The organism is Lysobacter brunescens (assembly GCF_042677005.1).
GTDB classification, from domain to species: Bacteria; Pseudomonadota; Gammaproteobacteria; order Xanthomonadales; family Xanthomonadaceae; genus Lysobacter_I; species Lysobacter_I brunescens.
Genome location: NZ_JBHTIF010000007.1, coordinates 35,604 through 59,275 on the forward strand (window position 1 = coordinate 35,604; position 23,672 = coordinate 59,275).

Annotated in this window: 29 protein-coding genes and 1 tRNA gene; 7 read left to right on the forward strand and 23 right to left on the reverse strand. The window is 68.6% G+C overall.

The annotated features are described in order from the left end of the window. Window positions 1–76 precede the first annotated feature (76 nt). Window positions 77–952, forward strand: coding sequence for a pirin family protein (locus ACFQ0E_RS18875; protein ID WP_386826531.1), 876 nt, complete (start codon window positions 77–79; stop codon window positions 950–952). A 79-nt stretch (window positions 953–1,031) separates the two neighbouring features. Here ACFQ0E_RS18875 and ACFQ0E_RS18880 read toward each other — a convergent pair whose 3' ends face one another. The 4 genes from ACFQ0E_RS18880 to ACFQ0E_RS18895 all read right to left on the reverse strand — a co-directional run bounded on the left by ACFQ0E_RS18880 (window position 1,032) and on the right by ACFQ0E_RS18895 (window position 3,927). Next, a complete protein-coding gene (locus ACFQ0E_RS18880) occupies window positions 1,032–1,343 on the reverse strand; it encodes a hypothetical protein (protein WP_137852497.1) in 312 nt (103 codons plus the stop codon). 351 nt (window positions 1,344–1,694) lie between these two features. Continuing rightward, on the reverse strand, window positions 1,695–2,417 hold the full coding sequence (aqpZ, locus tag ACFQ0E_RS18885) for an aquaporin Z (RefSeq protein WP_386826582.1): 723 nt from the start codon (window positions 2,415–2,417) through the stop codon (window positions 1,695–1,697). 83 nt (window positions 2,418–2,500) lie between these two features. Continuing rightward, window positions 2,501–2,971 carry a hypothetical protein gene (locus tag ACFQ0E_RS18890; RefSeq protein ID WP_386826594.1) on the reverse strand — a complete coding sequence of 157 codons (471 nt, stop codon included), beginning with the start codon at window positions 2,969–2,971 and terminating at the stop codon, window positions 2,501–2,503. Window positions 2,972–3,138: 167 nt separating this feature from the next. Further along, window positions 3,139–3,927 carry a cytochrome C assembly family protein gene (locus ACFQ0E_RS18895; RefSeq protein ID WP_386826533.1) on the reverse strand — a complete coding sequence of 263 codons (789 nt, stop codon included), beginning with the start codon at window positions 3,925–3,927 and terminating at the stop codon, window positions 3,139–3,141. 74 nt (window positions 3,928–4,001) lie between these two features. Between ACFQ0E_RS18895 and ffh the strand changes: the two genes are divergently transcribed. The 5 genes from ffh (at window position 4,002) to rplS (ending at window position 7,805) form a co-directional block, all read left to right on the forward strand. After that, on the forward strand, window positions 4,002–5,378 hold the full coding sequence (gene ffh, locus ACFQ0E_RS18900; RefSeq protein ID WP_386826535.1) for a signal recognition particle protein: 1,377 nt from the start codon (window positions 4,002–4,004) through the stop codon (window positions 5,376–5,378). Window positions 5,379–5,638: 260 nt separating this feature from the next. After that, on the forward strand, window positions 5,639–5,905 hold the full coding sequence (gene rpsP, locus ACFQ0E_RS18905) for a 30S ribosomal protein S16 (protein ID WP_386826583.1): 267 nt from the start codon (window positions 5,639–5,641) through the stop codon (window positions 5,903–5,905). Between the two features lie 53 nt (window positions 5,906–5,958). After that, a complete protein-coding gene (gene rimM, locus ACFQ0E_RS18910) occupies window positions 5,959–6,471 on the forward strand; it encodes a ribosome maturation factor RimM (protein WP_386826537.1) in 513 nt (170 codons plus the stop codon). Between the two features lie 14 nt (window positions 6,472–6,485). Further along, window positions 6,486–7,280, forward strand: coding sequence for a tRNA (guanosine(37)-N1)-methyltransferase TrmD (gene trmD, locus ACFQ0E_RS18915; RefSeq protein WP_386826538.1), 795 nt, complete (start codon window positions 6,486–6,488; stop codon window positions 7,278–7,280). Window positions 7,281–7,418: 138 nt separating this feature from the next. Further along, window positions 7,419–7,805, forward strand: coding sequence for a 50S ribosomal protein L19 (gene rplS, locus ACFQ0E_RS18920; RefSeq protein ID WP_137852490.1), 387 nt, complete (start codon window positions 7,419–7,421; stop codon window positions 7,803–7,805). 82 nt (window positions 7,806–7,887) lie between these two features. Here rplS and ACFQ0E_RS18925 read toward each other — a convergent pair whose 3' ends face one another. The 19 genes from ACFQ0E_RS18925 to ACFQ0E_RS19015 all read right to left on the reverse strand — a co-directional run bounded on the left by ACFQ0E_RS18925 (window position 7,888) and on the right by ACFQ0E_RS19015 (window position 22,389). After that, a complete protein-coding gene (locus tag ACFQ0E_RS18925; protein WP_386826539.1) occupies window positions 7,888–8,673 on the reverse strand; it encodes a DUF3667 domain-containing protein in 786 nt (261 codons plus the stop codon). A 74-nt stretch (window positions 8,674–8,747) separates the two neighbouring features. Continuing rightward, the gene (locus ACFQ0E_RS18930) at window positions 8,748–9,773 is read right to left on the reverse strand and encodes a patatin-like phospholipase family protein (protein ID WP_386826541.1); all 1,026 of its coding nucleotides are present in this window, start codon (window positions 9,771–9,773) and stop codon (window positions 8,748–8,750) included. Between the two features lie 122 nt (window positions 9,774–9,895). Beyond that, a complete protein-coding gene (locus ACFQ0E_RS18935; protein ID WP_386826543.1) occupies window positions 9,896–10,504 on the reverse strand; it encodes a hypothetical protein in 609 nt (202 codons plus the stop codon). 105 nt (window positions 10,505–10,609) lie between these two features. Further along, window positions 10,610–10,696 (reverse strand) — tRNA-Leu (locus ACFQ0E_RS18940). Between the two features lie 58 nt (window positions 10,697–10,754). Then, the gene (locus ACFQ0E_RS18945) at window positions 10,755–11,357 is read right to left on the reverse strand and encodes a cysteine dioxygenase family protein (RefSeq protein WP_386826545.1); all 603 of its coding nucleotides are present in this window, start codon (window positions 11,355–11,357) and stop codon (window positions 10,755–10,757) included. A 154-nt stretch (window positions 11,358–11,511) separates the two neighbouring features. Further along, window positions 11,512–11,688, reverse strand: coding sequence for a hypothetical protein (locus ACFQ0E_RS18950; protein WP_386826547.1), 177 nt, complete (start codon window positions 11,686–11,688; stop codon window positions 11,512–11,514). A 173-nt stretch (window positions 11,689–11,861) separates the two neighbouring features. Continuing rightward, window positions 11,862–12,977, reverse strand: coding sequence for a homoserine O-acetyltransferase MetX (gene metX / locus ACFQ0E_RS18955; RefSeq protein WP_386826586.1), 1,116 nt, complete (start codon window positions 12,975–12,977; stop codon window positions 11,862–11,864). Window positions 12,978–13,074: 97 nt separating this feature from the next. Beyond that, complete coding sequence (locus tag ACFQ0E_RS18960) at window positions 13,075–14,076, reverse strand: endonuclease/exonuclease/phosphatase family protein (RefSeq protein ID WP_386826549.1); 1,002 nt, start codon at window positions 14,074–14,076, stop codon at window positions 13,075–13,077. A gap of 10 nt (window positions 14,077–14,086) precedes the next feature. Then, complete coding sequence (locus ACFQ0E_RS18965) at window positions 14,087–15,124, reverse strand: tetratricopeptide repeat protein (protein WP_386826550.1); 1,038 nt, start codon at window positions 15,122–15,124, stop codon at window positions 14,087–14,089. Continuing rightward, window positions 15,124–15,552, reverse strand: coding sequence for a cytochrome c-type biogenesis protein (locus ACFQ0E_RS18970; RefSeq protein ID WP_386826588.1), 429 nt, complete (start codon window positions 15,550–15,552; stop codon window positions 15,124–15,126). The genes ACFQ0E_RS18965 and ACFQ0E_RS18970 overlap by 1 nt, the downstream gene beginning before the upstream one ends. A 140-nt stretch (window positions 15,553–15,692) precedes the next feature. After that, window positions 15,693–16,238 (reverse strand): DsbE family thiol:disulfide interchange protein, encoded by a 546-nt coding sequence (locus ACFQ0E_RS18975; protein WP_386826552.1) that lies wholly within the window; start codon window positions 16,236–16,238, stop codon window positions 15,693–15,695. Next, window positions 16,238–18,301 (reverse strand): heme lyase CcmF/NrfE family subunit, encoded by a 2,064-nt coding sequence (locus ACFQ0E_RS18980; protein WP_386826590.1) that lies wholly within the window; start codon window positions 18,299–18,301, stop codon window positions 16,238–16,240. The genes ACFQ0E_RS18975 and ACFQ0E_RS18980 overlap by 1 nt, the downstream gene beginning before the upstream one ends. A gap of 10 nt (window positions 18,302–18,311) precedes the next feature. Further along, window positions 18,312–18,836, reverse strand: coding sequence for a cytochrome c maturation protein CcmE (gene ccmE / locus ACFQ0E_RS18985; RefSeq protein WP_386826554.1), 525 nt, complete (start codon window positions 18,834–18,836; stop codon window positions 18,312–18,314). After that, window positions 18,833–19,003, reverse strand: coding sequence for a heme exporter protein CcmD (gene ccmD / locus ACFQ0E_RS18990; RefSeq protein WP_137852481.1), 171 nt, complete (start codon window positions 19,001–19,003; stop codon window positions 18,833–18,835). Before ccmD ends, ccmE begins: the two co-directional genes overlap by 4 nt. Next, window positions 19,000–19,761: a heme ABC transporter permease gene (locus tag ACFQ0E_RS18995; RefSeq protein WP_386826556.1), complete on the reverse strand. Its 762-nt coding sequence runs from the start codon at window positions 19,759–19,761 to the stop codon at window positions 19,000–19,002. The genes ccmD and ACFQ0E_RS18995 overlap by 4 nt, the downstream gene beginning before the upstream one ends. Window positions 19,762–19,891: 130 nt before the next feature. After that, window positions 19,892–20,587, reverse strand: coding sequence for a heme exporter protein CcmB (ccmB, locus tag ACFQ0E_RS19000; RefSeq protein ID WP_386826592.1), 696 nt, complete (start codon window positions 20,585–20,587; stop codon window positions 19,892–19,894). Window positions 20,588–20,598: 11 nt separating this feature from the next. Then, entirely contained in the window at window positions 20,599–21,243 is a 645-nt protein-coding gene (ccmA, locus tag ACFQ0E_RS19005) for a heme ABC exporter ATP-binding protein CcmA (protein ID WP_386826558.1), read from the reverse strand. 43 nt (window positions 21,244–21,286) lie between these two features. Then, the gene (locus tag ACFQ0E_RS19010) at window positions 21,287–21,892 is read right to left on the reverse strand and encodes a DUF3293 domain-containing protein (protein WP_386826560.1); all 606 of its coding nucleotides are present in this window, start codon (window positions 21,890–21,892) and stop codon (window positions 21,287–21,289) included. Beyond that, window positions 21,889–22,389 (reverse strand): DUF3293 domain-containing protein, encoded by a 501-nt coding sequence (locus ACFQ0E_RS19015; RefSeq protein WP_386826562.1) that lies wholly within the window; start codon window positions 22,387–22,389, stop codon window positions 21,889–21,891. Before ACFQ0E_RS19015 ends, ACFQ0E_RS19010 begins: the two co-directional genes overlap by 4 nt. Before the next feature lie 137 nt (window positions 22,390–22,526). Between ACFQ0E_RS19015 and ACFQ0E_RS19020 the strand changes: the two genes are divergently transcribed. Then, entirely contained in the window at window positions 22,527–23,672 is a 1,146-nt protein-coding gene (locus tag ACFQ0E_RS19020) for a pyridoxal phosphate-dependent aminotransferase (protein ID WP_386826564.1), read from the forward strand.

Below are 23,672 nucleotides of genomic sequence, written 5' to 3' on the forward strand. Positions count from 1 at the left end.
TCCATCCCAGTCGTGCGGCTGGGATGGCGGAGGGCGGCCCCGCATCTTGCGGCAGTCCCATTCCGAGGAGCGTCCCATGTCCCATCCCGCCACCGCGCCTGCAGCCCGCGTCATCCGCACTGTCCAGGGCATGCCCACGTCCGATGGCGCCGGCGTGAAGCTGCGTCGCGTGATCGGCACGCCGCAGCTGCCGGACCTCGACCCGTTCCTGATGCTGGACGAGTTCGGCACCGACCGCGCCGAGGACTACATCGCCGGCTTCCCGGAGCATCCGCATCGCGGGTTCGAGACCGTCACCTACATGCTCGACGGCCGCATGCGCCATCGCGACAACCGCGGCAACGAAGGCCTGCTTGTGCCGGGTGCGGTGCAGTGGATGACCGCCGGGCGCGGCGTGGTGCATTCGGAAATGCCCGAGCAGCAGGAGGGCCGCATGCGCGGTTTCCAGCTGTGGGTGAACCTGCCGGCGCGGCTGAAGATGAGCGAGCCCGCCTACCAGGAATTCGCGCCCGACCGCATCCCGGTGGCGCATCCGGCCGAGGGCGTCTCGATCAAGGTGATCGCCGGCCGTGTCGCCGATGCCGGGGGCGGCGATGTCGTCGGCCCGATCGTGCAGCCGGCCACGGATCCGCTGTACCTGGACATCGACCTCGCGCCCGGCCGGACTTGGTCGACGGCGCTGCCGGAAGGTCACAACGCCTTCGTCTTCGTCTTCGAGGGCGCGCTGTCGGTGGGCGAGGGCGCTGAAGCGCGACCGCTGGCGCTGCACACCCTCGGGGTGCTCGGTGGCGGCGAGCGGCTGACGCTGACGGCGGGCGCTTCGGGTGCCCGCGCGATCCTGGTCGGCGGCAGGCCGCTGCGCGAACCGGTCGCCAAATACGGGCCGTTCGTGATGAACACCAAGGAGGAACTGATGCAGGCGTTCGTGGACTACCAGGAAGGCCGGTTCTGAGCGCCGCTTTCTGAAACGACGACGGCGCCACAGGGCGCCGTCGTCGGGAAGTACCGGATCGGTGTAGGGAGCGACGGGATCAGTTCCCCGCCAGCGCCGGATTGAACTGCAGGCCCTGCACCATGTCCTTGTAGCGGCCGAGGTTTTCGGCGTTGTCGGTCCGGATGAACACGTGCGCGACGTTGTTCGGTGCGACCTTCACCAGGGTCTCGCGGATCAGCTCGTTCGGCCGGGCGGCGATCTCGCTGCGGTACCAGTAGGTTTTCTGCCCGTCGATGACGCTTTCGCCGTCGCGCAGGGCGCTGTTCGGTTTGAAGGGCGAGCTGCGGCCGATGGTCACGGCGAACGCTTCCTTGCCGTCGTCGCTGCGCATCGCGCGGCACAGCAGCATGTCGGGGGTTCGGAGGACCTGCCAGGAGAGGCTGTCCGCGGCCTCTTTCGGCAGATTCGGACACTCAGGGGCAGCATTCTGCGCATTCGCGCCACAGGCCCAGAACGCTGCGACCAACGACAAACACAAGGAAAACTTGGTTTTCATGGCGACCCTCACTGAACTTACGGGGGAGATGCCGGCCGATGTCGTGCCGGCTTACCATAAGTCCAAGCAGATTGCATGCCAATTTTTCGGACTGGATCGTTGCATCTGCAACGGTTTCCGAGCTGCTGCTTCCATGTTGAGACCGGATGGCACGACGCCGCACCTTTCGGTGCGGCGCCTGAAGGTCAGGGGATCGCTTTCGGCTCAGTCGCCGTCGTTGCCCAGCCAGCGGTACAGGTAGCCGCCGATCAGTCCGCCGAGGATCGGGGCCAGCCAGAACAGCCACAGCTGCTGCAGCGCGCCGCCGCCGACGAAGACCGCGACGCCGGTGGAGCGGGCCGGGTTCACCGAGGTGTTCGTCACCGGGATGCTGATCAGATGGATGAGGGTGAGCGCCAGGCCGATGGCGATCGGCGCGAAGCCCGCCGGTGCGCGCTTGTGGGTGGCGCCGAGGATGACGATCAGGAAGAACGCGGTCAGCACGACCTCGCAGAGGAATGCCGCCGCTGCCGCATAGCCGCCCGGGGACAGCGCGTCGTAGCCGTTGGTGGCGAATGCGCCGGGCGACGCGGAGTCGATGACGAAATCCGGCTGCCCGCTGGCGATCTGGAACAGGACGAAGCCGGCCGCGATGGCGCCCGCCACCTGCGCCCCGATGTAGGCCGGCAGGTCCTTCGCCGCGAAACGGCCGCCGGCCCACAGCCCGAAGCTCACCGCAGGATTGAAGTGCCCGCCGGAGATGTGTCCCAATGCATAGGCGCCGGTCAGCACGGTCAGGCCGAAGGCCAGCGACACGCCGAGCAGGCCGATGCCCAGGGGATTGCCGTCTCCACCGAAGTTCGCGGCCAGCACCGCGCTGCCGCAACCGCCGAACACAAGCCAGAACGTGCCGAGGAACTCGGCGCTCAATCGCTTCAGCATGTCGATCCTCCTGTCGGGTGGTGCAAGACCGCCCGGGATGGGCGGCGAATTGCGGTGCGGATCGCCTGCCGGTGCCGGCGCCGGATCGGTCAGTCCTCGTAGTCCGGGAACGGCAGGGTCACCACGTACTCCTGGTACTTCGCGAGGGTCGCGGCGTCGTTCGCGCGCAGCGAGACGTGCACGACGCGGTCCTCGGCGACCGGGATGAGGGTTTCGCGGATCAGCACATTCGGTTGGCTCGGCAATTCGCTGCTGTACCAGTACAGCTCGCGGCCGTTGAGCATCGATTCCTCGGCGCGGTCGGCCCGGCGCGGCTTGAACGGCGATTCGCGACTGATCGTCAGTGCGAACGCCTCGGCGCCGCCTTCCTGCATGATCGCGCGGCAGACCACGAGGTCGGGAAGCCGCATCGCTTCCCAGCGGAGCGCCTCGGCGGTCGCGGGCGGAAAGCCGGGGCATTCCTCGAAATTGGTCCAGGGGGCGGACTGGGCCTGCGCATTGCCTGCCCAGAAGCCGGCCAACAGCAGCAGACAGGCCGGTGTCCTCAGGATCGGTGCCATCGAATTCACTACGGGGTCTCCATGGTGGCGAACGAAATTGCGTCCCTGCGCGTGGGCGGTCCTCCACTCCCGACCATAAGCCACCCCGGCCCGCGTGACCAGTCGTTCCGGGAAATTTCGTTGTCCGCAGCCGGCCCAGGCGGCGCCGACGCCGCCGGGGGCCTGGCTCAGCGCCGCCCCAGGATCAATTCCAGTACCAGGTTGCTGCCGAAGTAGGCCAGGACCAGCAGGATCATCGCGCCCAGGGTCCAGCGCACCGCCTTCGCGCCGCGCCAGCCCTGCAGGCGGCGTCCCAGCAGCAGGGCGCCGAAGGCCAGCCAGGACAGCACGCTGAACACGGTCTTGTGCGCCAGGTGCTGGGCCAGCAGGTCCTCGACGAACAACACGCCGGTCAGCAGGGTCGCCGTCAGCAGCGCGAAGCCGACCGCGATCGTGCGGAACAGCAGGGTTTCCAGCTCCACCAGCGGCGGCAGCGCGCGCAGCCAGCCGCGCAGCCGGCGCTGGCGCAGTGCGCGCTCCTGCAGCAGCGACAGGATGGCCAGCACCGAGGCCAGGGCGAGCGTGGCGTAGGCGAGCAGGGCGCACCAGGCATGCAGCTGCAGGCGCCAGTCCATCTGCTGCGGATCCTGACGGCCGACGAGGCCGTAACCGATGGCGACGACCGCCGCGATCGGAAAGACGATCACGCCCAGCGCCGCCATTCGCCCGCGCACCCCGACCAGCACGGTCAGCAGGGCCATGCCCAGGCCGACCAGGGACAGCGCCGAGAAGAAGTGGAGATTCGCGCCGCCGGCCTCGTGCCAGGCGCGCAGGTGCGCGGTGCCATGCACCATCACGGCCGCGAGCGGCGTCAGCCACAGCGGTGTCGGCACCGAGGGACCGAGGGTCGCCAGGCGACGGAACAGCAGCCCGGTCGCGGTCAGGTAGAGGGCGGCGGCGATGAGAACGAATGTCATCCGGGCAGTGTCGCACAGGCCGGTCGCCCGGCGCAGGGCCTATAATCGCGCTTTTCCACCTGCGGCGGCTCCCCATGTTCGAATCCCTCACCCAGCGTCTGTCCGGCACCATCGAGCGCCTCCGTGGCCGCGGCCGGTTGACCGAGGAGAACATCCGCGAGGCCACGCGCGAAGTGCGCATCGCACTGCTCGAAGCCGACGTCGCGCTGCCGGTGGTGCAGGCGCTGATCGAGCGCATCAAGGTGCGTGCGGTCGGCCAGGAAGTGCTGAAGTCGCTGACACCGGGCCAGGCCCTGATCAAGATCGTCCGCGACGAACTCACCGCCGTCATGGGCTCGGCCGCGTCCGACCTCAATCTCAATGTCCCGGCGCCCGCCGTCATCCTCATGGCCGGCCTGCAGGGCGCGGGCAAGACCACCACGGTCGGCAAGCTCGCCAAGCACCTGAAGGAAAAGCGGAAGAAGAAGGTGATGGTGGTGTCCGCCGACGTGTACCGTCCGGCCGCGATCGAACAGCTGAAGACGCTCGCGCAGCAGGTCGACGTGCTGTTCTTCCCGTCGGACCCGTCGCAGAAGCCCGAAGCGATCGTGAAGGCCGCGATCGACGACGCGAAGAAGTCCTACGTCGACGTGCTGATCGTCGACACCGCCGGCCGACTCGCCATCGACGAAGCGATGATGGCCGAGATCAAGGTCCTGCACGCGGCGGTGAATCCGGTCGAGACCCTGTTCGTGGTCGACTCGATGACCGGCCAGGACGCCGCGACCACCGCCAAGGCTTTCAGCGAGGCCCTGCCGCTCACCGGCGTCGTGCTGACCAAGACCGACGGCGACGCGCGCGGCGGCGCGGCGCTCAGCGTGCGCTACATCACCGGCCGTCCGATCAAGTTCATCGGCGTGGGCGAGAAGCCCGACGGCCTCGACGTGTTCCACCCCGACCGCGTCGCCAGCCGCATCCTCGACATGGGCGACGTGCTGTCGCTGGTCGAGCAGGTCGAGCAGCAGGTCGACAAGGACAAGGCGCAGAAGCTTGCCGAGAAAGTCGCCAAGGGCAAGAAGTTCGACCTCAACGACATGCGCGACCAGCTCGAACAGATGCAGAACATGGGCGGCATCGGCGGCCTGATGGACAAGCTGCCGGGCATGGGCCAGATCCCCGACGCGGTGAAGAACCAGGTCACCGGCAAGGAAGTGCCGCGCATGATCGCGATCATCAATTCGATGACGAAGAAGGAGCGCCGGCATCCGGACATCCTCAACGGCTCTCGCCGCGCCCGCATCGCCCGTGGCGCCGGCATGACCCCGGCGGACGTCAACAAGCTGATGAAGCAGTACCAGCAGATGGAAAAGATGATGAGCAAGCTCAGCGCCGGCGGCATGAAGGGCCTGATGCGGGGCATGCGCGGCATGATGGGCGGCGGCATGGGCCGGGGCGGGATGCCGTTTCGGTGATCGGGCTGCGCCCGATCACCCCAAAGTTTGCTTCGCAAAACTTTGGGCCCCAGTCGGTGCGCCTCCACACCCCATTCGTGCCTTCGGCACGAATCGCCCCTAACTTAGGGGCTTGGGGGCTTCCAGGGTCGCTTGGCTGCCCCTCGATTACTGTCGTGAGCGGTTCGCCATTGATGGGCAGGGTTTCCCTGCCCGGATCGGCCCGCTATAATCGCCGGCTTACCCTGCCATCCCGGCAGCTGGGCAACACCGAGAACCTCATGGTCAAGATTCGCCTTACCCGTGGCGGCGCCAAGAAGCGCCCGTTCTACCACATCATCGTCACCGACAGCCGCAGCTCGCGTGACGGTCGCAACATCGAGCGTCTGGGTTACTACAACCCGATCGCCACCGGCAACGAGAAGCGCGTTGAGCTCGATCTCGATCGCACCAAGCACTGGGTCGGCCACGGCGCTCAGATGACCGACAAGGTCGCCGATCTGTTCAAGCAGGCCCAGAAAGCTGCTGCCGCCCAGGCCCCGGCCTGAGGCACCCCGGCCGCGCGGATCGCGCGGCCGACTTCCGAATACCCGATTCCCGCATGACCGACCCGACGCGCCGCATCCTGATAGGCAGGATCCACGGCGCGTTTGGCGTTCGTGGGGAAGTGAAACTCGAATCCATGACCGAGCCCCAGGGCAACCTGGTGCGCTACCAGCCGTGGATCCTCCGCGATGCGGCCGGCCGCGAGCGCGAGGTCTCCGGCGCGAAGGCGCGACCCGGCGGCAAGGGCCTGATCGGCACGCTGCCCGGCATCGAGGATCGTGATGCTGCCGAGGCCCTGCGTGGCGCCGAACTCTTCGTTCCGCGCAGCGCGCTGCCGCCACCGAAGGATGGCGAGTTCTACTGGATCGACCTCGAAGGCCTGCGCGTCGAGAACCTCGACGGCGTGGACTTCGGCAAAGCCGCCTTCGTCTTCTCGAACGGCGCCAACGACGTGCTGGTGGTCCGCGGCGACCGCGAGCGCATGATTCCCTGGCTCCGCCCCGACTTCGTCCGCGAACTGGACTTCGGCGCCGGCCGCATCCTGGTCGATTGGGAGGCGGACTTCTGACGCCGCCGTCCTCCATGCGCATCGACGTTCTCAGCCTGTTCCCTGAATTCGTCTCCCAGGTCGCCAGCCACGGCGTGGTCGGGCGCGCGCAGGAGCGCGGGCTGCTGTCGATCCATGGCTGGAACCCGCGCGACTACGCCGAGGGCAACTATCGCCGGGTCGACGACCGACCGTTCGGTGGCGGTCCCGGCATGGTGATGATGATCGAGCCGCTGCGCACTGCGCTGGCGGCCGTGCGCGCGGTCGATCCGAGGCCGACTCGGGTCATCTACATGAGCCCGCAGGGCGCGCCGCTGACCCAGGCCAAGGCCCGCGAGCTGGCCGGGCTGGAGCGGCTGGTCCTGCTGTGCGGCCGCTACGAGGGTGTGGACGAGCGCTTCCTCCAGGCCGAGGTCGACGAGGAGCTGTCGATCGGCGACTACGTGCTGTCCGGCGGCGAGCTGGCGGCGGCGGTGGTCATCGATGCGACCGCGCGACTCCTGCCCGGCGCCCTGAACGACGCCGAGTCCGCCGCCCAGGACAGTTTCGAGGGCGAGGGCGGCCTGCTGGACTGCCCGCACTACACCCGGCCGCTGGAGCACCCGTTCGGGGCGGTGCCCCCGGTGCTGCTGTCCGGCAACCATGCCGAGATCGCGAAATGGCGCCGCAAGCAGTCGCTGGGCCGGACCTGGCTGCGCCGGCCGGAACTGATCGATCGCGACCAACTGTCCAAGGCCGACCGGGCGCTGCTGGAGGCCTTCCTGACCGAGCAGGCCGCGCCCGCATCGTCCCCGGAGCCGGGTCCGGGTGGTCCCGGCGAACAGGGCTAAGCCCTAGCGCCACAAGGCTTTTTCTGCCTATAATGGCCGGCTTGCGTTTGCAGGCAGATCCATCCCGATGCCATGACGCGGGTCCACGTGCACTCGCGCAACAACATGCCTCTCGAAGGCACCAACAACAGGCCCACCATGAACAAGCCCTCGATCCACACGCTGCTGCAGCAGTTCGAATCCGAACAGATCCAGCGCCAGCTCCCGAACTTCGGTCCGGGCGACACCGTCATCGTCAACGTCAAGGTCAAGGAAGGCAATCGCGAACGCGTCCAGGCCTACGAAGGCGTTGTGATCGGCAAGAAGAACGCAGGCCTCAACTCCTCGTTCACCGTCCGCAAGATCTCGCACGGCTACGGCGTCGAGCGTGTGTTCCAGACCCACAGCGCCGCCATCGACTCGGTCGAAGTGAAGCGCCGCGGTGATGTGCGTGCGGGCAAGCTGTACTACCTGCGCAACCTCACCGGCAAGAAGGCCCGCATCAAGGAAGACCTGTCGATGCACACCAAGACCAAGGCCCAGTAACAGGCTTGGTATTGGCGGCCACGCCAACGAATATCGAAACGGAACGGCCACCTTCGGGTGGCCGTTCTGCATTGGAGGCGCCTCAAGCGAGGATCTCGCCCGCCAGTGCGATGACGATCCCGATGGCGAGGCTCAGGATGCCGATGACGACGAAATAGCCGATGGAAGTGGCCAGCGCGCGCAGCAGCGGGCCGATCCAGTGTCCCGGCGTGCGGAACGCGTCCCACAGCGCGAACACCTGGTAGACGAGGAAGAAGAGGGTCATCGCCAGCATCAGCGGTCCGAACAGCGGGCCGCCGTTGACCAGCATGTGCACGGGAATGAGCACGAGGTTGATGACGCACATGAAGGCGAAGATGAAGGCATTGATCGCGAGATGCTCGCCGTAGCTGCGATGCCGTCCCATGATCAGCCAGCTCATCAACGCGATCAGTGGCAACTGCGCGACCAGCCCCAGCGAGTAGTTCTGCAGCAGCGCCTTCATCGTCGCCGTGGCGCCTTTGGTCTGCTCGGGCGTCATGCCGGCGGTCATCGGCGTGAAATCGAAGTCGAACTTCGCGTAGGCCAGCGCGCACAGGCCCGCGAGGATCATCAGCAGCGTGAGCGGGTTGAAATAGCGGACGCGGTGGCCGTCGAGATAGGCGTTCATCGTCCGGCCGGGGCGTGTGGCGAGCGCGAAGATCGTCACCAGGAAGCCGCGATCGACATGGAACACCGCGTGCGGGATCTCATGCAGCAGGTGCGGCAGGGTCAGCCGATGGGTCTCGATGCGCTGTCCGCAGGCGTGGCAGTAGGCGCCTGCGGCCGTGGTGCCGCAATTGGCGCACGCAGCACCGATGTGCGGCGCGGATTGGTTGTGCTGGCTCATTCCACCTGGTCCGGACGTGCGATTCCCCGTCCCGGACTATAGCCGATCGTCCAGTCCGGATCGTTCGGAGTCGATCAGCGCCTGGGTTCGCAATCGGCCTGCTCGTCGCGACCGAACAATCCACCGAGGAAGCCCTTGTCCTCGCAGGGCGGTTTCTTCGGCTGCGGCGGTGGCGCGCGCCGCGCGAGCGCCGCCTGCTTCGCCTGCCGGGCCTGAGCGTACTTCGCGCGCAGTTGCGGCAGCATCGCCAGCGCGGCCTTCTCGCCTTCGACGATCGCGCGAGCGCGCTGTTCGAAATCCGCCGGGCCGATGTCGTTCACGCGCGGGCGGATCACGATGTCGGCGCGCGACAGTTCCTGCTCGCCGAGCTTCTGGCCCATGATCGTGATGGTCTGGTTGACCACGCCGAGCATGCTGTCCGGCGTCTTGCCGGTGACGCGGGTGGAGATGTCCACCGCGATGACGAAGTCCGCGCCGAGCTGGCGCGCGGCGTCCACGGGAACCGGGCTGACCAGGCCGCCATCGACATAGAGCGCATCGCCGATCTTCACCGGCTCGAACACGCCGGGAATACTGCACGAGGCGCGCACGGCCTGGCCGACATTGCCGCGCACGAAGATCGTGCGCTGCCCGGTGGCGAGCTGGGTAGCGACGGCCGCGAACGGTTTTTTCATCCTGTCGAACGGGCGCTGCCCGATCGTGCGGTTGACGTAGTCCTGCAGCGCCTGGCCCTTGAGCACGCCGCCGGAGAACAGGCTGAGGTCGCGGATGCTGGCTTCGTCCAGCGCAACTGCGTGCTGCTGCATCTGGAAGGCGTCCATGCCGCTGGCGTAGAGCGCGCCGACCACGCTGCCGGCGCTGGTGCCGGACACCACTTCGGGTTTGAAGCCATTGGCTTCGAGCATCTTGATCACGCCGATGTGCGCGAAGCCCTTGGCCGCGCCGCCGCCGAGGGCGAGGCCGATGCGCACCTTCACTGGTTGCGGTGCGGGCGTCGGGCTCGCGACCGGTGCGGGAGGCGTCGGGCGGGTGTTGTCCTGGCCGCAGCCTGCGAGCAGGGTGAGCGAGAAGGCGAGGGCGAAGCAGCGCAGCGAGGTCATGCGAACGGAGCGGCCAGCGGACGGGGGAGGGTTATCATCGCAGCCCGTGGGCAACCCCGGAACTGCCGGCAGGCGCCACCGCCGTCTCCCTGTTCATGCGGCTTGCGCCCGATCGGGCCGTGTCAGGACGCCATCAGCGCTTCGCGGATCGCCGCCGGCAGCTGGATCGCGCGGGCGAAGGCGTCGGCATTGTCGTTGAAGGCGCTGCAGGTCTTCGCGGGGCTCATGCCGCGCACCTGGGCGATGTCGCGCATGTCCTGTTCGACCATCCGCTGCATCGCGGGGCCGAGCAGCGTGGCGAATTCCTCCGGCGAACGTCCCTGCTCGGCATAGATCGCCTTTGCCTTCGCGAACTCTTCGGCATGGATGCGCTCGTAGGCGGCGCCGAAACCGGTGATCTCGACGCCGAGCTGTCTGCAATGCGCCGGTCGCACGCGGGTATTCATGAAATAGGCGCCGAACACCGCCTCGGCGGCGACCCGGGAGCGCTGCCCTGGCGCGGTCTCGCGCATGGTGTCCGCAGCCTTGGCCGCAGCGACCCGCTTCATCGCATCGGTCTGCGACAGGCCCGGATGTTTCTGCGTCGCTTCGGCGCGCACGTTGTCGACCTGCTGCGTGACATCGGCAGACGTGGGCTGGTTCCGCTTCTCCAGCCATTTCAGACCTTCGTATCCGGAGAATCCCGCCACGGCGATGCCGACGAGGATCACGGTGATGCCTGCGCTTTTCATGGAGTGCCTCTTGCGGTGCCCGGCTGGAGTGTAGCAACACGTCCGGCAGCGGCATGGCGGATCGCGAAAGCAAAAAAGCCAGGCCGCATGGCCTGGCTTTTCGACTGGTGCCGGAAGTGGGACTCGAACCCACACGCTTTTAAGGGCGGCGGATTTTGAGTCCGCTGCGTCTACCGATTCCGCCATTCCGGCGCGGAGGCGAAGTATAGCCGAGGCGGAGCTTCCCGCCGAGGGCAGCTTGCGGAGGCGCTCAGGCAGCCTTGTCGAGGCTCAGCTGCTTGCAGGCGTAGACATGCCAGCCGTCGCCGAGGTCGTTGAAGATGCCGCAGCGGGTCATCGTCTGCTGGTAGATGTGCAGCGAGACCGCGATGTCGGTGTCGCTGGCGTTGCGGATGACGTGGTACTCGTGCGGCGGGATCAGGCTGCCGGCAGAACCGGTGCCGGCGATCAGGCTGCCGACTTCGACGAAGCGGTAGCGGTCGCCGTCGCGCTGGCCGAGGTCGTACTGGGTGATCTCGAGCTGGCCGTGCCAGACGCCTTCGACGCACCACAGCCCGGAATGATCATGGATGGGCGTGCCCTGGTTGGGCGCCCAGGTCATGGCGATGACGCCGTAACCGTGTTCGGGGCTCACGTACAGCTCGCGGCGCGCGTAGTGGCCTTCGACGGTCTGCAGCACGCAGTCGGGCAGGCGCACGGACTGTTCGCGCATCATCCGGCAAAGCGCGCTGCGCAGCGCCTGCACGGTCGCGGCATCGTCCTTGAGTGCGACAGCGGCGTCGATGGCGTCGATCAGGATCTGTCGACCGTGGAAATCGAGGGGAGCGTCCGGAACGGGAGCGTGCATGGGCATGACGAAATCCTATTTCGGCATTCTGCCGGGTTATGAGGCAGTTTAGCAGTCGAAACAGGCATCGCTGGCGTGACGAACCCGATCATCGTTGCTGCATTGCAACGATGCCGCGGCGTATGCAGGCCGCGTGGCAGGGCGCTTGTCGCGAGGTCTTTCAGCGGCAGCGGAAGCGCACCTGGCCCCAGTCCGAGGTGTAGCGGCGGCTGGCGGCATAACCGCTGGAGCGGCCGTAGCCGGTGCCGGTGGTGCGTTCGTTGTAGCGGCGCGTCGTGGCCGGCGGGACGACCGTGTTGCGGGCCGGGGCGGTGTGCGTGGTCGGGAAGATGTTCATGGTGTGTTCCGGGTTTCTGCGTCTTGGTGTGCTGGTAAAGTACAACACCAATTCAAAAGCTGAACGTGCCGGAAGTCACCCCGCCTTCGTCATGTGCCCAAGCGGTTGATTCACGTGAAAAAGCCCCGGTGCGAACCGGGGCTTGTGTCTCGGCGGCGCTTGCAGTGCGAGGCTCAGAGCGCGTCGAGGAAATCCCGGACGGCCGGCCCGAAGCGGGCGATGTCGACGAGGAAGGCGTCGTGACCCTGCGGCGAGGGCAGTTGCAGGCACCGGGCATCGGTGCCGCCAGCGAGCAGGCCGTCGGCGATCTCCTGCTGCTGCTGCAGCGGGAACAGGATGTCGGTATGCACGCCGATGGCAAGCGCGCGGTTGACGCGCAGCTTCGCCAGGCCGGCCTCGCAGGTGCCGTGGCAGGATTCGCCGAGATCGAACCAGTCCATCGAGCGGCTGAGGTAGAGGTAGCAGTTCGGATCGAAGCGGCGCACGAAGCGGCGTGCGTGGCCTTCGAGGTAGCTCTCGACCTCGAATTCCAGGCCGAACGGGTCTTCGCCGATGCGGCGGTCCGAATCCAGGCGCACGCGGCCGAAGCGGCCGTCCCATTCCAGCGCGGAGCGATAGGTGATCACGCCGAGCTTGCGCGCCATGCGCATGCCGGCCTCGGGATAGGCCTCGTCGCTGTATTCGCCGTTGTTCCAGTTCGGGTCGAGGCGGATCGCCTCGCGCTGCAGCGAGCGGATCGCGATCGAGAACGGCAGCGCGCGCGCGGCGCCGGAGATGTTGATGTGGGCATGGGCGATGCCCGGGAACTGCTGCAGGAACGACAGGGCGACCATGCCGCCCATCGAGTTGCCGATCACGCAGGCCAGGCGCTCGAGGCCGAGGCTGCGCAGGACGTGGGCGGCGGCGACCGCGCAGTCCTCGACCGACAGGTCGGGGAAGCGCAGCCTGTACGGCGTGCCGGTGGCCGGGTCGATCGACGCCGGGCCGGTGGAGCCCTTGCAGCTGCCGAGCGTGTTCACGCAGAGCACGAACCAGCGGTCGGTGTCGATCGGCTTGCCCGGGCCGAGCATGGCTTCCCACCAGCCGGGCTCGGGATTGCCGGCGTTGCTGGCGGCATGGGCGTCTGGCGAGAGTCCGGTGAGGATCAGGATCGCGTTGTCGCCGTCGGCATTGAGCTCGCCCCAGGTTTCATAGGCCATCCGGGCGCCGTGGAGGGCGCCGCCGCGTTTCATCGCGAAGGGCGAGGGCAGGTCGACGAAGCGGCTGCCGGCGGGAATGAATTCGGTCATCGGCGCAGTGTAACGGCCGGGCGTGTCGTCACGGGACACGCGACCATGCCCGATGGTTGTTTCCTTATCGTGTGACGTCCATGTCATGTCGATGTGCCTACTGGCTGCCGCGCAGTGCGACGCGGATGGGGAGATGGTCGGAGCCGATGTCGGGTCCGCGCTCGGCGTGCACGCGCTGCCAGTGAGGCGAGGCGAGCACATGGTCGATGGGCAGGCCGAACACGCGGCCGCCGAAGGGGCGCCAGGTCGGCGCGAAGCCGGTGCTGCGGCGCAGGTCGCGCGTGCGCGGCGAGAGCAGCGCGGTCGACCACGGCGTGGCGTTGAGATCGCCGACGACCAGGGTCGGCAGTTCGCGGCTGTCGCGCGCGGCGACCTCCAGCAGCAGGTCGCGTTCATGTCGCCAGTGCGGCTGCAGCGGCGGCATCGGATGGACCGCGATCAGCCGTGTCTGGCCCTGTGGCGTGTCCAGCATCGCGAGCAGGAAGGGGATGTCGTCGGCGCTGGCATGGGTCTCGAACCCCGCCAGCGGGCGGCGCGAGAGCAGGCCGATGCCGAACGGCGAGTCGTCCGGCAGCAGTTCGCGGTGGGGATAGTCGGGTGCGGCCCTGGCGAGTGCGTCGGCATAGGCCGGCGAGAGTTCGAGCAGGACGACGACATCGGCCGGCGCCGTGGCCAGCCAGTCGAGCAGCGGGCGTGGATCGCGATTGCCGGCATGGACATTCGCGACGACGACGGTCAGCTCGGGCGTGGCCTTGTCGCTGGCGTCCGGCAGCACCGGACTGGCGGTCCACAGCGGCAACGCTGCGAGCGGGATCAGCGCCCACCAGCGCCGATCGCGATGCGCGGCCAGGCCGATGACTGCGCACAGCACCACCAGCAGGATCGCGAACAGCCATTGCCAGTGCGCGGCGAGGTCGAGCAGCCACAGCAGGGCCGAGACGGCGGTGGATTCCGTGCTGTCCCCGGTCTCCGGCAGCACCCGGAACAGCAGCGGCAACGCGAGCACGGCGACGCAGCCGAGCGCGAGCAGCCGCGCCAGGCGGAGGCGACGCAGGCGCTGGCGCCGCCGGTCTCCGGATGCGGTGGGCTGGACGATCATGGCACTGGGCTCAGGGCGTGCCGAGGGTCAGCGTCACCGGCGCGGTCGACGGCAGGCGCACGCGCTGCGGCGCGGATTCGATGTCGCCGTCCTCGCGCATGGCGTTGCCGGTGGCAGAAATGCGCGCGATCACTTCGACCTCCTGCAGCGCGGACAGCTTCGCGGTCGGCATCGGGCCGTCGGCGTCGTCGAGGTTGACGGTGAGCGGCAGCGACGACAGCGGGTGCTTCTCGACCGCGACCGGCATCGGCGGCCCGCCCACGGCGCGGGCGATGACGAAGACGGTGGCATCGCCGCGCAGGCGAACGCGCGCGGCGAAGTCGGGATCGAGCGCGACTTTCACGACGAGCGCGTCCTTCGACGGCGCGTCCTGCGTCGATGCGGCGGCATCCTCGGGCAGCGGCGCCAGGCCGGCATCCGCGCGCGCGGCGTCGATTTCGCTGCGCAGCGTGTTGCGGGCATCGCCCTCGGTGCTCGCGAGCAGCGGCATCCAGGCCTCGGCCGCTTCGGCCGGCTTGCCCTGCTGGCGCAGGGACACGCCGAGGAACAGGCGTGCGCGCTGGTGCTTCGGATTGAGCTTCAGGGCGTGGCGCAGGTGTTCGACCGCCCGTGCGTCGAAGCGCTGCTGCGGATGCGCGCGGGCGCGGGCCTCGGCGGTGGCGGCGCGCAGGTCGGCGTCGTCGGGCGCCATCGCGACCGCCTTTTCCCAGGCGTCGCGTGCCTTGGTCGCATCGCCCATGCGTGTGTAGGCGTTGGCCAGCATCACCCAGCCCTGGTGGTCGGCGAAACGGTCGCTGTTCCTTTCGAGCTGGGCGACGGCTTCCTCGATGGTGTCCGGGCGTTCGACGGCAGCGGCATCCAGCGCGGCGGGCGTGCCGACGACGCGATAGAGCGCGGCCGATCCGAGGGTCAGCATCGCGATCAACACCAGCGCGGTGCGCGGCCGGTCGCGCCACAGCGGGCGCAGCACGGTGGCGAAGACCAGCAGCGTCGCCGCGGCGACGATCAGCGAAAACACGAGGGCCGGGGACGGGAACGAACCGGACATCACCACTCCTGGGAATCGTCGGCGGGCGGAGGCGCCGCGCCGGCATTGCGGCGCAGCAAGCGCCAGACCACCACGCCGCCGAGCAGCGCGAACAGCAGCGGCCCGAACCACAGCAGCCAGGTCTTGGCTTCCACCTGCGGACGATAGAGCACGAATTCGCCGTAGCGCGCGACGAGGAAGTCGCGGACCTCCTGGTCGCTGCGGCCCTCGCGCATCAGTTCGAGCACTTCGCGGCGCAGGTCGACGGCGATCTGCGCATTGGAATCGGCCAGCGACTGGTTCTGGCACATCACGCAGCGCAGCTCGGCGACCAGCGCGTGGAAGCGCTTTTCCTCCGCCGAATTGGTGAACTGCAGCGGCGCGGGATCGGTCGCCTTCTGCGCGAACGCGGCGGTCGACGCGAGCAGGGCGATCAGCAGGCCGAGGATGAGGGAAACGCAAATTCCCCTCGATCCCCCTTTGGCAAAGGGGGAAGACAAGCGGGACGACGTGTCGTTCTTTCCGACGCGGTCCCCCCCTTTGCAAAAGGGGGGCAGGGGGGATTTGCCTTTCACCACGACATCGATGCTCATCGCCCCTTCTCCACGGCGTCCAGCGCCGGCAGCAGTTCGTCGCGAACGATCGCGTCGGTCATCGCGCCAACGTGCTTCCAGCGCACGATGCCCTTGCCGTCGACCAGGAAGGTCTCGGGCGCACCGTAGATGCCGAAGTCGATCGCGACCTGGCCTTCCTCGTCGGCGAGCACCAGCCAGTACGGGTTGTTGAAGCGCTCCAGCCAGGCCAGCGCGTCGGCGCGCTCGTCCTTCCAGTTGTAGCCGATCACGCGCACGCGCTTGGTCTCGGCGAAACGGGTGATCACCGGGTGCTCGGTCACGCACTCGGGGCACCAGCTGCCCCAGACGTTGAGCAGGTAGGGCTGCCCGCGCAGTTCCTTCGAGGTGACGATGCGGCCGGGTTCGTGCAGCACCGGCAGCGCGAATTCCGGCGCCGGCTTGTCAATCAGCGGCGACGGCAGCGCGTCGCGGTCGCTGCGACGGCTCATCCACACGCCCGCAGCCATGAGCGCGGCGATCAGCAGGAAGGCGACGAAGGGGAGCCAGCGTTTGGCGGCCATCAGTCGCTTCCTCCGTCGCTGCCGGCGAAGCAGGTATCGGCATCACGGGCGAAATCCCCGTGCTCGGACGCAAGGCCAACACCTGCAGCGGCAGGCGCTGCGGTCTTCAGCGCGCCAAGGACCTGTGCGTGGTCGTCGGGTCGAAGCCGTCGGAACCGCCGATCCACCGCCGTCACGAATGCACCCAGCGCCATCAGCAGCGCGCCGATCCACACCCAGCGGATATACGGTTTCACATGCACGCGCACCGCCCAGGCGCCGCCGCCCAGCGGCTCGCCGAGGGCGACGAACAGGTCTCGGGTCACGCCGGGGCGGATGCCGGCTTCGGTCATCACCTGGCCGCCGCTGGCGTATTCGCGCTTCTCCGGATGCAGGGTGGTCACGCGGCGATCGTCGCGGAACACTTCGACGGTGCCGCGACTGGCCATGTAGTTCGGGCCCTGCAACTGCTGCACGCCGTCGAAGCGGAAGCTGTCCCGGCCGAGGGTGAGGGTCTCGCCGGGCTTCATCGCGATCTCGCGCTGCTGCACCTGCGCTTCGACCAGCAGCGCGCCGACCAGGAACACCGCGATGCCGAAATGCGCCAGCGCCATGCCGGCCATCTCGGCGGTGAGTCGCCCGCCCGCGCTGCGCAGTCGCTGCCAGACGAAATGCAGGGTGCCCAGGCCCACCCACAGCGCACCGGCGACGCCGGCGGCGGTCTTCAGCGGGCCCTGCGGTGCCTGGACGTACGCGATCACGCCGCAGACCAGCGCCAGCCCGAGCCACGGCAGCAGCAGGCGCAGCGGTTTCCCCACCTGGTCGCGCTGCCACTTCACCAGCGGGCCGAGCGGCACCAGCAGCACGATCGGCAGCATCAGCACGATGAACAGCAGCGAGAAGTAAGGCGGACCGACCGAGATCTTGTCGTCGCTGCCGATCGCGTCGAGCAGCAGCGGATAGAGCGTGCCGATCAGCACCATCGCGCAGGCGGCGGTGAGGAAGATGTTGTTGAGCAGCAGCAGCGTCTCGCGCGACTGGCCGGCGAACGGCTTGCCGGGCGCATCGTCGGCGCGCAGCGCGTAGAGCAGCAGCGAGGCACCGACGACCAGGCCGAGGAAGATGAGGATGAACATGCCGCGCCCCGGGTCGGAGGCAAAGGCATGCACGCTGGTCAGCACGCCGGAACGCACCAGGAAGGTGCCCAGCAGCGACAGCGAGAACGTGGCGATCGCCAGCAGCAGGGTCCAGCTGCGGAAACTGCCGCGCTTCTCGGTGATCGCCTGCGAATGCAGCAGCGCTGCGCCCGCGAGCCACGGCATGAAGCTGGCGTTCTCGACCGGATCCCAGAACCACCAGCCGCCCCAGCCGAGTTCGTAGTACGCCCACCAGCTGCCCAGCGCGATGCCGAGGGTCAGGAAGGCCCAGGCGACATTGGTCCACGGCCGGGTCCAGCGCAGCCAGCCGGCGACCATCTCCGGTTTGGACGCATTGCGGTCGAGCAGGGCCGCGATCGCGAACGCGAACGGCACCGCGAAGCCGACGTAGCCCATGTACAGCATCGGCGGATGCACGATCAGGCCGAAGTCCTGCAGCAGCGGGTTCAGGTCGCGGCCTTCGGCGGCGGCCGGGAGGATGCGCTCGAACGGATTGCTGGTGAAGATCATGAAGGCGAGGAAGCCGATGCTGACCACGCCCATCGTGCCGAGCACGCGCGCGACGACGACCTCCGGCAGCGCGCGCGAGAACATCGCCACCGCCGCCGTCCAGGCCGCGAGGATCAGCGCCCACAGCAACAGCGAACCCTCGTGCGCGCCCCAGACCGCCGAATAGCGGTACATCATCGGCAGCAGCGAATTCGAATTCTCGGCGACGTAGCGCAGCGAGAAGTCCTGGCGGACGAAAGCCCAGGTGAGGATGGCGAAGGCGACGCCGACCGTCGCCAGCTGCGCCCAGGCAGCGGGGCGCGCGACGGCCATCCACGGCTTGATGCCGCGCTGCGCACCGATCAGCGGCAGCGCCGCCTGCAGCACCGCGACCAGCAGCGCGAGGACGAGGGCGACCTGGCCCAGTTCCGGAAGCAGATGCACGGGCTCAGTACCCCTTCGTCGGCGCGTCGGCCGGTGCGGCGGCGGGCGCCTTGCCATCTACGGACGCGTCAGGCTCGGCCACGCCGTGCTTCTTGTGCGCCAGGCCCATCTTGTCGGCCACTTCCTTCGGCACGTAGGTTTCGTCGTGCTTGGCCAGCACCTGCTCCGCGACGAAGGTGTCGCCCTGCATGCGCCCGGTGGCGACCACGGCCTGCTTCTCGCGGAACAGGTCGGGCAGGATGCCGGTGTAGCGCACCGGCATTTCCGCATCGCCGTCGGTGACGCGGAAATGCGCTTCCATCGAGCCTTCCGCGCGCTTGAACGAACCGGCCGCGACCATGCCGCCGAGGCGGAACACGGTGTCGCCCGACGCGACCTTGTCGCCGGCGGCGCCGCGCAGCACTTCGGCCGGCGTGTAGAGGTAGGCGACGTTGCGCTGCAGGGCCATGGTCACCAGCACGGCGGCGATGGATGCGGCGGCGAGCACCGCGAGCACGAACCAGAGGCGGCGTTTGCGGGAGGGATTCATCGATGCAGGTCCGTGGAAGTCGGGGCGGTCTTCGCGGCGGCGCGGCGCGCGCGCTGGAGGACGTCGCGCAGGGTGCGACGGATGCGCAGGGCCGGTGCGAGCATGTCCCAGAGCATCACGACGAGGAACACGGCGTAGGCGCCGACGACGTAGCCGAGGTAGGTCATGGCGTGGTGTCTCCGTCGAGGCCCGCGCGCTGGCGGACCCAGTCCTTGCCGGCTTCGCGGTCGAGGTTGTCGGCGCGGGCACGCTGCAGCAGCGAGCCGGCGAACCAGAACTTGGTGCCGATCACCATCAGGATCAGCGGCGGCAGCATGCTTGGATCCATGCTCGATTCGCCGAACACGCGGATGGTCTGGCCCTGGTGCAGCGAATTCCACCACTCCACCGAGTAGCGGATGATCGGCAGCAGGACCACGCCGACGATGGCCAGCAGTCCGGCGGCGCGCGCAGCGTTGCGACGGTCCTCGACGGCGTGATACAGGCCGATCACGCCGAGGTAGAGGAACAGCAGGACCAGTTCGCTGGTCAGGCGCGGGTCCCATTCCCACCAGGTGCCCCACATCGGCCGACCCCAGATCGAACCGGTGGCGAGGGTGATCACCGTGAACGCGGCGCCGACCGGCGCGCAGGCCATCGCCAGGATCTCGCACAGCTTGATCCGCCAGATCAGCGCGATCGCCGAGTACACGGCCATCAGCGCGAACACGAGCATGCTCATCCAGGCCGAGGGCACGTGGATGTAGAGGATGCGGAAGCTGTCGCCCTGCTGGTAGTCGGCGGGGACGGCGAACAGCGCCTGCCACAGGCCCACGCCCATGATCAGCAGGCCGATGCCGAAGCACCACGGCACCCAGCGCGCGGCGAAGCGATCGAAGTAGGGAGGCGAACTGAGTTGGTGGAACCAGCGGAGGACGGGGTTCATGGAGACGGGATCGAACTCGGAAAGGGGGAAGTGCGGTCGGACGATGCGGCTGCGGCAGTCTGGACGGATCCGCGAGGCGACGACTTGAGTCGTCTCAAACGCAGTCGATCGCGAGCAGGCCCGCGCATCCTCAGTTCACCGCGATCCGGATCGCCGCCGCCGCGGTCAGCGGCGCCAGCACCAGGGCGACGACCAGGCCCGCCGCGAGCAGCAGCAGCGCGCCGACCGGGTCCATGCCCTGCGCGCTGGCGGCGACGCTGCCCGCACCGAACACCAGCACCGGCACGTAGAGCGGCAACGCCAGCAGGCCAACAAGGATACCGGAGCGGCGCATGCCGATCGTCAGCGCCGCGATGACCGCGCCGATCAGGCTCAGCAGCGGCGTGCCCAGCGCCAGGCCGGCCATCAGCACCGGCAGCTGCGCGCGCGGCAGGTGCAGCAATTCGGCCAGCAGCGGCGTGGCCAGCAGCAGCGGCAGGGCGGTCGTGGCCCAGTGCAGGCCGGTGCGCACCGCCACCAGCCAGGCCAGCGGCACCGGCGCCAGCATCCACTGCTCCAGCGAACCGTCCTCGGCATCGCTGCGGAACAGGCTGTCGAGTGCCAGCAGGCCGGCGAGCAGGGCGGCGACCCAGAGCACGCCGGCCGCGACCCGCGCCTGCAGTTTCGCGTCGCTGCCCAGGGCGAGGGCGAACAGCACGACCACGATGAGCGCGAACAAGGCAGGCTGGAAGGCGTCGCCGCGACGGCGCCAGACCAGGCGCAGGTCGCGCAGCACAAGCGCGGCGGCGGCGCGCATCAGCGACGGCGCGTCGGCTGGCACGGGCATGCGGGGCGTCGTCATGCGGCCTTCCTCAGCACCAGCTCGCGGGTGCGCACCGGCGGCGCGGCATAGGCGCCGTGGGTGGTGACCAGGGCGGCACCGCCCTCGCGCAGATGGGCTTCGACCATGCGGTTCACCAGGGCGATGCCGTCCAGATCGAGGTTCGCGTAGGGCTCGTCGAGCAGCCAGACCGGCGCCGGCGACAGCCAGACCCGGGCCAGCGAGAGCCGCTTCTTCTGCCCGGCCGAGAGCTGCCGGGCCAGCGTGTCCTGGTAACCGTCCAGGCCGACCATGCGCATCGCCGCGTCGGGCGACAGCGTGCCGGACCGGCCGTGCAGTCCGCACAGGAAGTCGAGGTTCTCCAGGGCGCCCAGGTCCGCCTTCAGCGCGGGCAGATGGCCGAGGTAGGCGAGGGCGCGGGTGCGTTCGGGCGTCGCCGTCGCGCGGCCGTCGATCTCGATGGTGCCGGCCTCGGCGCGCAGCAGCCCGGCGAGGACGCGCAGCAGGGTGGTCTTGCCGGCCCCGTTGTCGCCGCGCACCAGCAGTGCTTCGCCGGCATCCACCGCGAAGTCGAGCGGGCCGAACACCGGCTCGTCGTTGCGCGCGAAGCAGAGGCCGCGTGCAGTGAGCAGCGGCGGGGCGGAGCCATCGGATGCGGTCATTGCGTGACATCGGCCGGAGAAGGTCCGGCCACGGTCACGGATTTTACGGCGAGTGCGCCGTTTTTGCCTTGGCGATATCGGCCGGGGAAGACATCGGGCCGGCGACGCCGGTGTCCACCCAGTCCACCCAGGGATGGCCCGCGCAGGCTGCAGGCGCCGATGCCCGCATCCGCAGACGGACCGGCATGCCCCGGGACCACAGCAGGGTGCCGACCTGGCCGAAGTCGCGGGCCAGGGCATCGAAGGCCTCGATCTCGGGACCGACCAGCAGCCAGTTGTAGGCGCGCCAGACCCGGTTCCGGGCCGCCACGAACGCCGGGCGGTAGCGCAGACCCAAGGCATCCATGCGTCGCTGCAATGCATGGTCCGCGCTGCGGTTGTCGATGTCCGCACGCATCTGTTGGCCGGGGTTGGCTGCCGTCAGCAGTCCGAAGCGGTGCGCATCCGGGAAGGCGGCATCGAGCTCCGGTGCCGGTTCGCCGATTACCAGCCGATGCCAGACGCCGTCGTGCTCCCAGCGGTAATCCGCCGCCAGGTAGCTGGCGATGAGCTGTGCGATGCGATCAGGGGAAGCGCCGTGCGGCATGTCGATACGGGGGGAAGGGTCGCCACGGCCGGTTATGGTGAGCCCCGACCGGCCGCCGATCAATCCCGCGCGTCGGGGGGCAGCCAGTCGATGGCGTCGTCCGACCCGAAGCCGGCGGGTTTCGCCGCGTCGACGCGCAGCCGCACCCGCTCGCCGGCCGCCCAGTACAGCGTGGCCAGCTGGCCGTAGCGCCGCGACAGGGCATCGAACTCCGCCACCGGCATGTCCATCACCAGCCAGCTCGGCTCGCGCCAAGTGCGGTTGGTGGCCGACGAGAACGCCGCGCGGAAGCGCAGCCCGCTGTCCAGGATGTCCTTCTCCAGCAGGTCGTCGGCCTTGCGGTTGACCGGTTCGGGCCGCGGGATCGAGTAGGGGTCCCAGGCCGAGAGCAGGCCGAAATGGCGGACGTCTGGAAACTCCCGCTCCAGCTCCGGCGCGGGTTCGCCGATGCGCAGGTTGCGCCAGTCGCCGGCCAGTTCCCAGCGATAGTCGGCGGCCAGGTACGCCCGGACGAGCTCGGCGATCCGTGCCTGGTCTGCGCGTGGGGGGAAGGACGGCATTCCATAGGTTTAACCCAGGCGCGCCGGACCGTAAACTCTGGCGCCCCCGTCCGGCCTGTGTTAGCCGGCCTGTGCCAGCCGGTCGTCCGGTCACGGAGATGAACGGGCCTCCCCCACATTCCCTGCAGGAATCGAGCATGCCGCAGACCAAGTTGCCCAAGGTGGGCACGACCATCTTCACCGTGATGTCGCAGCTCGCCGCCGAGCACGGCGCGATCAACCTAGGCCAGGGCTTCCCGGACTTCCCCGTGCCGCAGCGCCTCGTCGACGAGCTGGACAAGGCCATGCGCGCCGGGCACAACCAGTATTCGATGATGACCGGCATCCCGGCCCTGCGCCGGGCCATCGCCGACAAGACCGAGCGCGTTTACGGCGTGCGCCCGGACGAGAACGCCGAGATCACGGTGACCAGCGGCGCCACCGAGGCGATCTTCAATGCGATCCACGCCGTGGTGCGCGAGGGCGAGGAAGTGATCGTCCTCGACCCCTGCTACGACTGCTACGAGCCGGCCATCGACCTGGCCGGCGCGCGCGCGGTGCACATCCCGCTGGACCCGGTGACCTTCGCGCCGGACTGGAACCAGGTGCGCGCGGCGATCACGCCGAAGACGCGCATGCTGATGATCAACAGCCCGCACAACCCGTCCGGCGCGATGCTCGGCGTCGACGACATGAACACCGTCGCCGACATCCTCCGCGATACCGGCATCTGGCTGCTGTCGGACGAGGTCTACGAGCACATCGTCTTCGACGGCGCCCGCCACGAGTCGGCGCTGCGCTACCCGGAGCTGCGCGAGCGCGCCTTCGTGATCTCCAGCTTCGGCAAGACCTACCACTGCACCGGCTGGAAGGTCGGCTACTGTATCGCGCCGCCGGCCCTGAGCGCCGAGTTCCGCAAGGTGCACCAGTACAACGTGTTCTGCACCTTCCACCCGGCGCAGCACGCCTTCGCCGCGATGATCGACGCCGAGCCCGAGCACTACGAGCAGCTCGGCGCGTTCTACGCCGCCAAGCGCGACCGCTTCCGCGAACAGCTCCTGCAGACGAAGCTCAAGCCGCTGCCCGTGCCGGGCGGCTATTTCCAGCTGGTCGACTATTCGGCCGTGAGCGACCTGGACGACGTCGAATTCTGTCGCTGGCTGACCATCGAGAAGGGCGTCACCGCGATCCCGCTGTCGCCGTTCTACGAAACCCCGCCGGCCGGCCAGCGCCTGGCGCGCCTGTGCTTCGCCAAGAACGATGCCACGATGGACGCGGCGATCGAACGCTTGATGAGGCTTTGA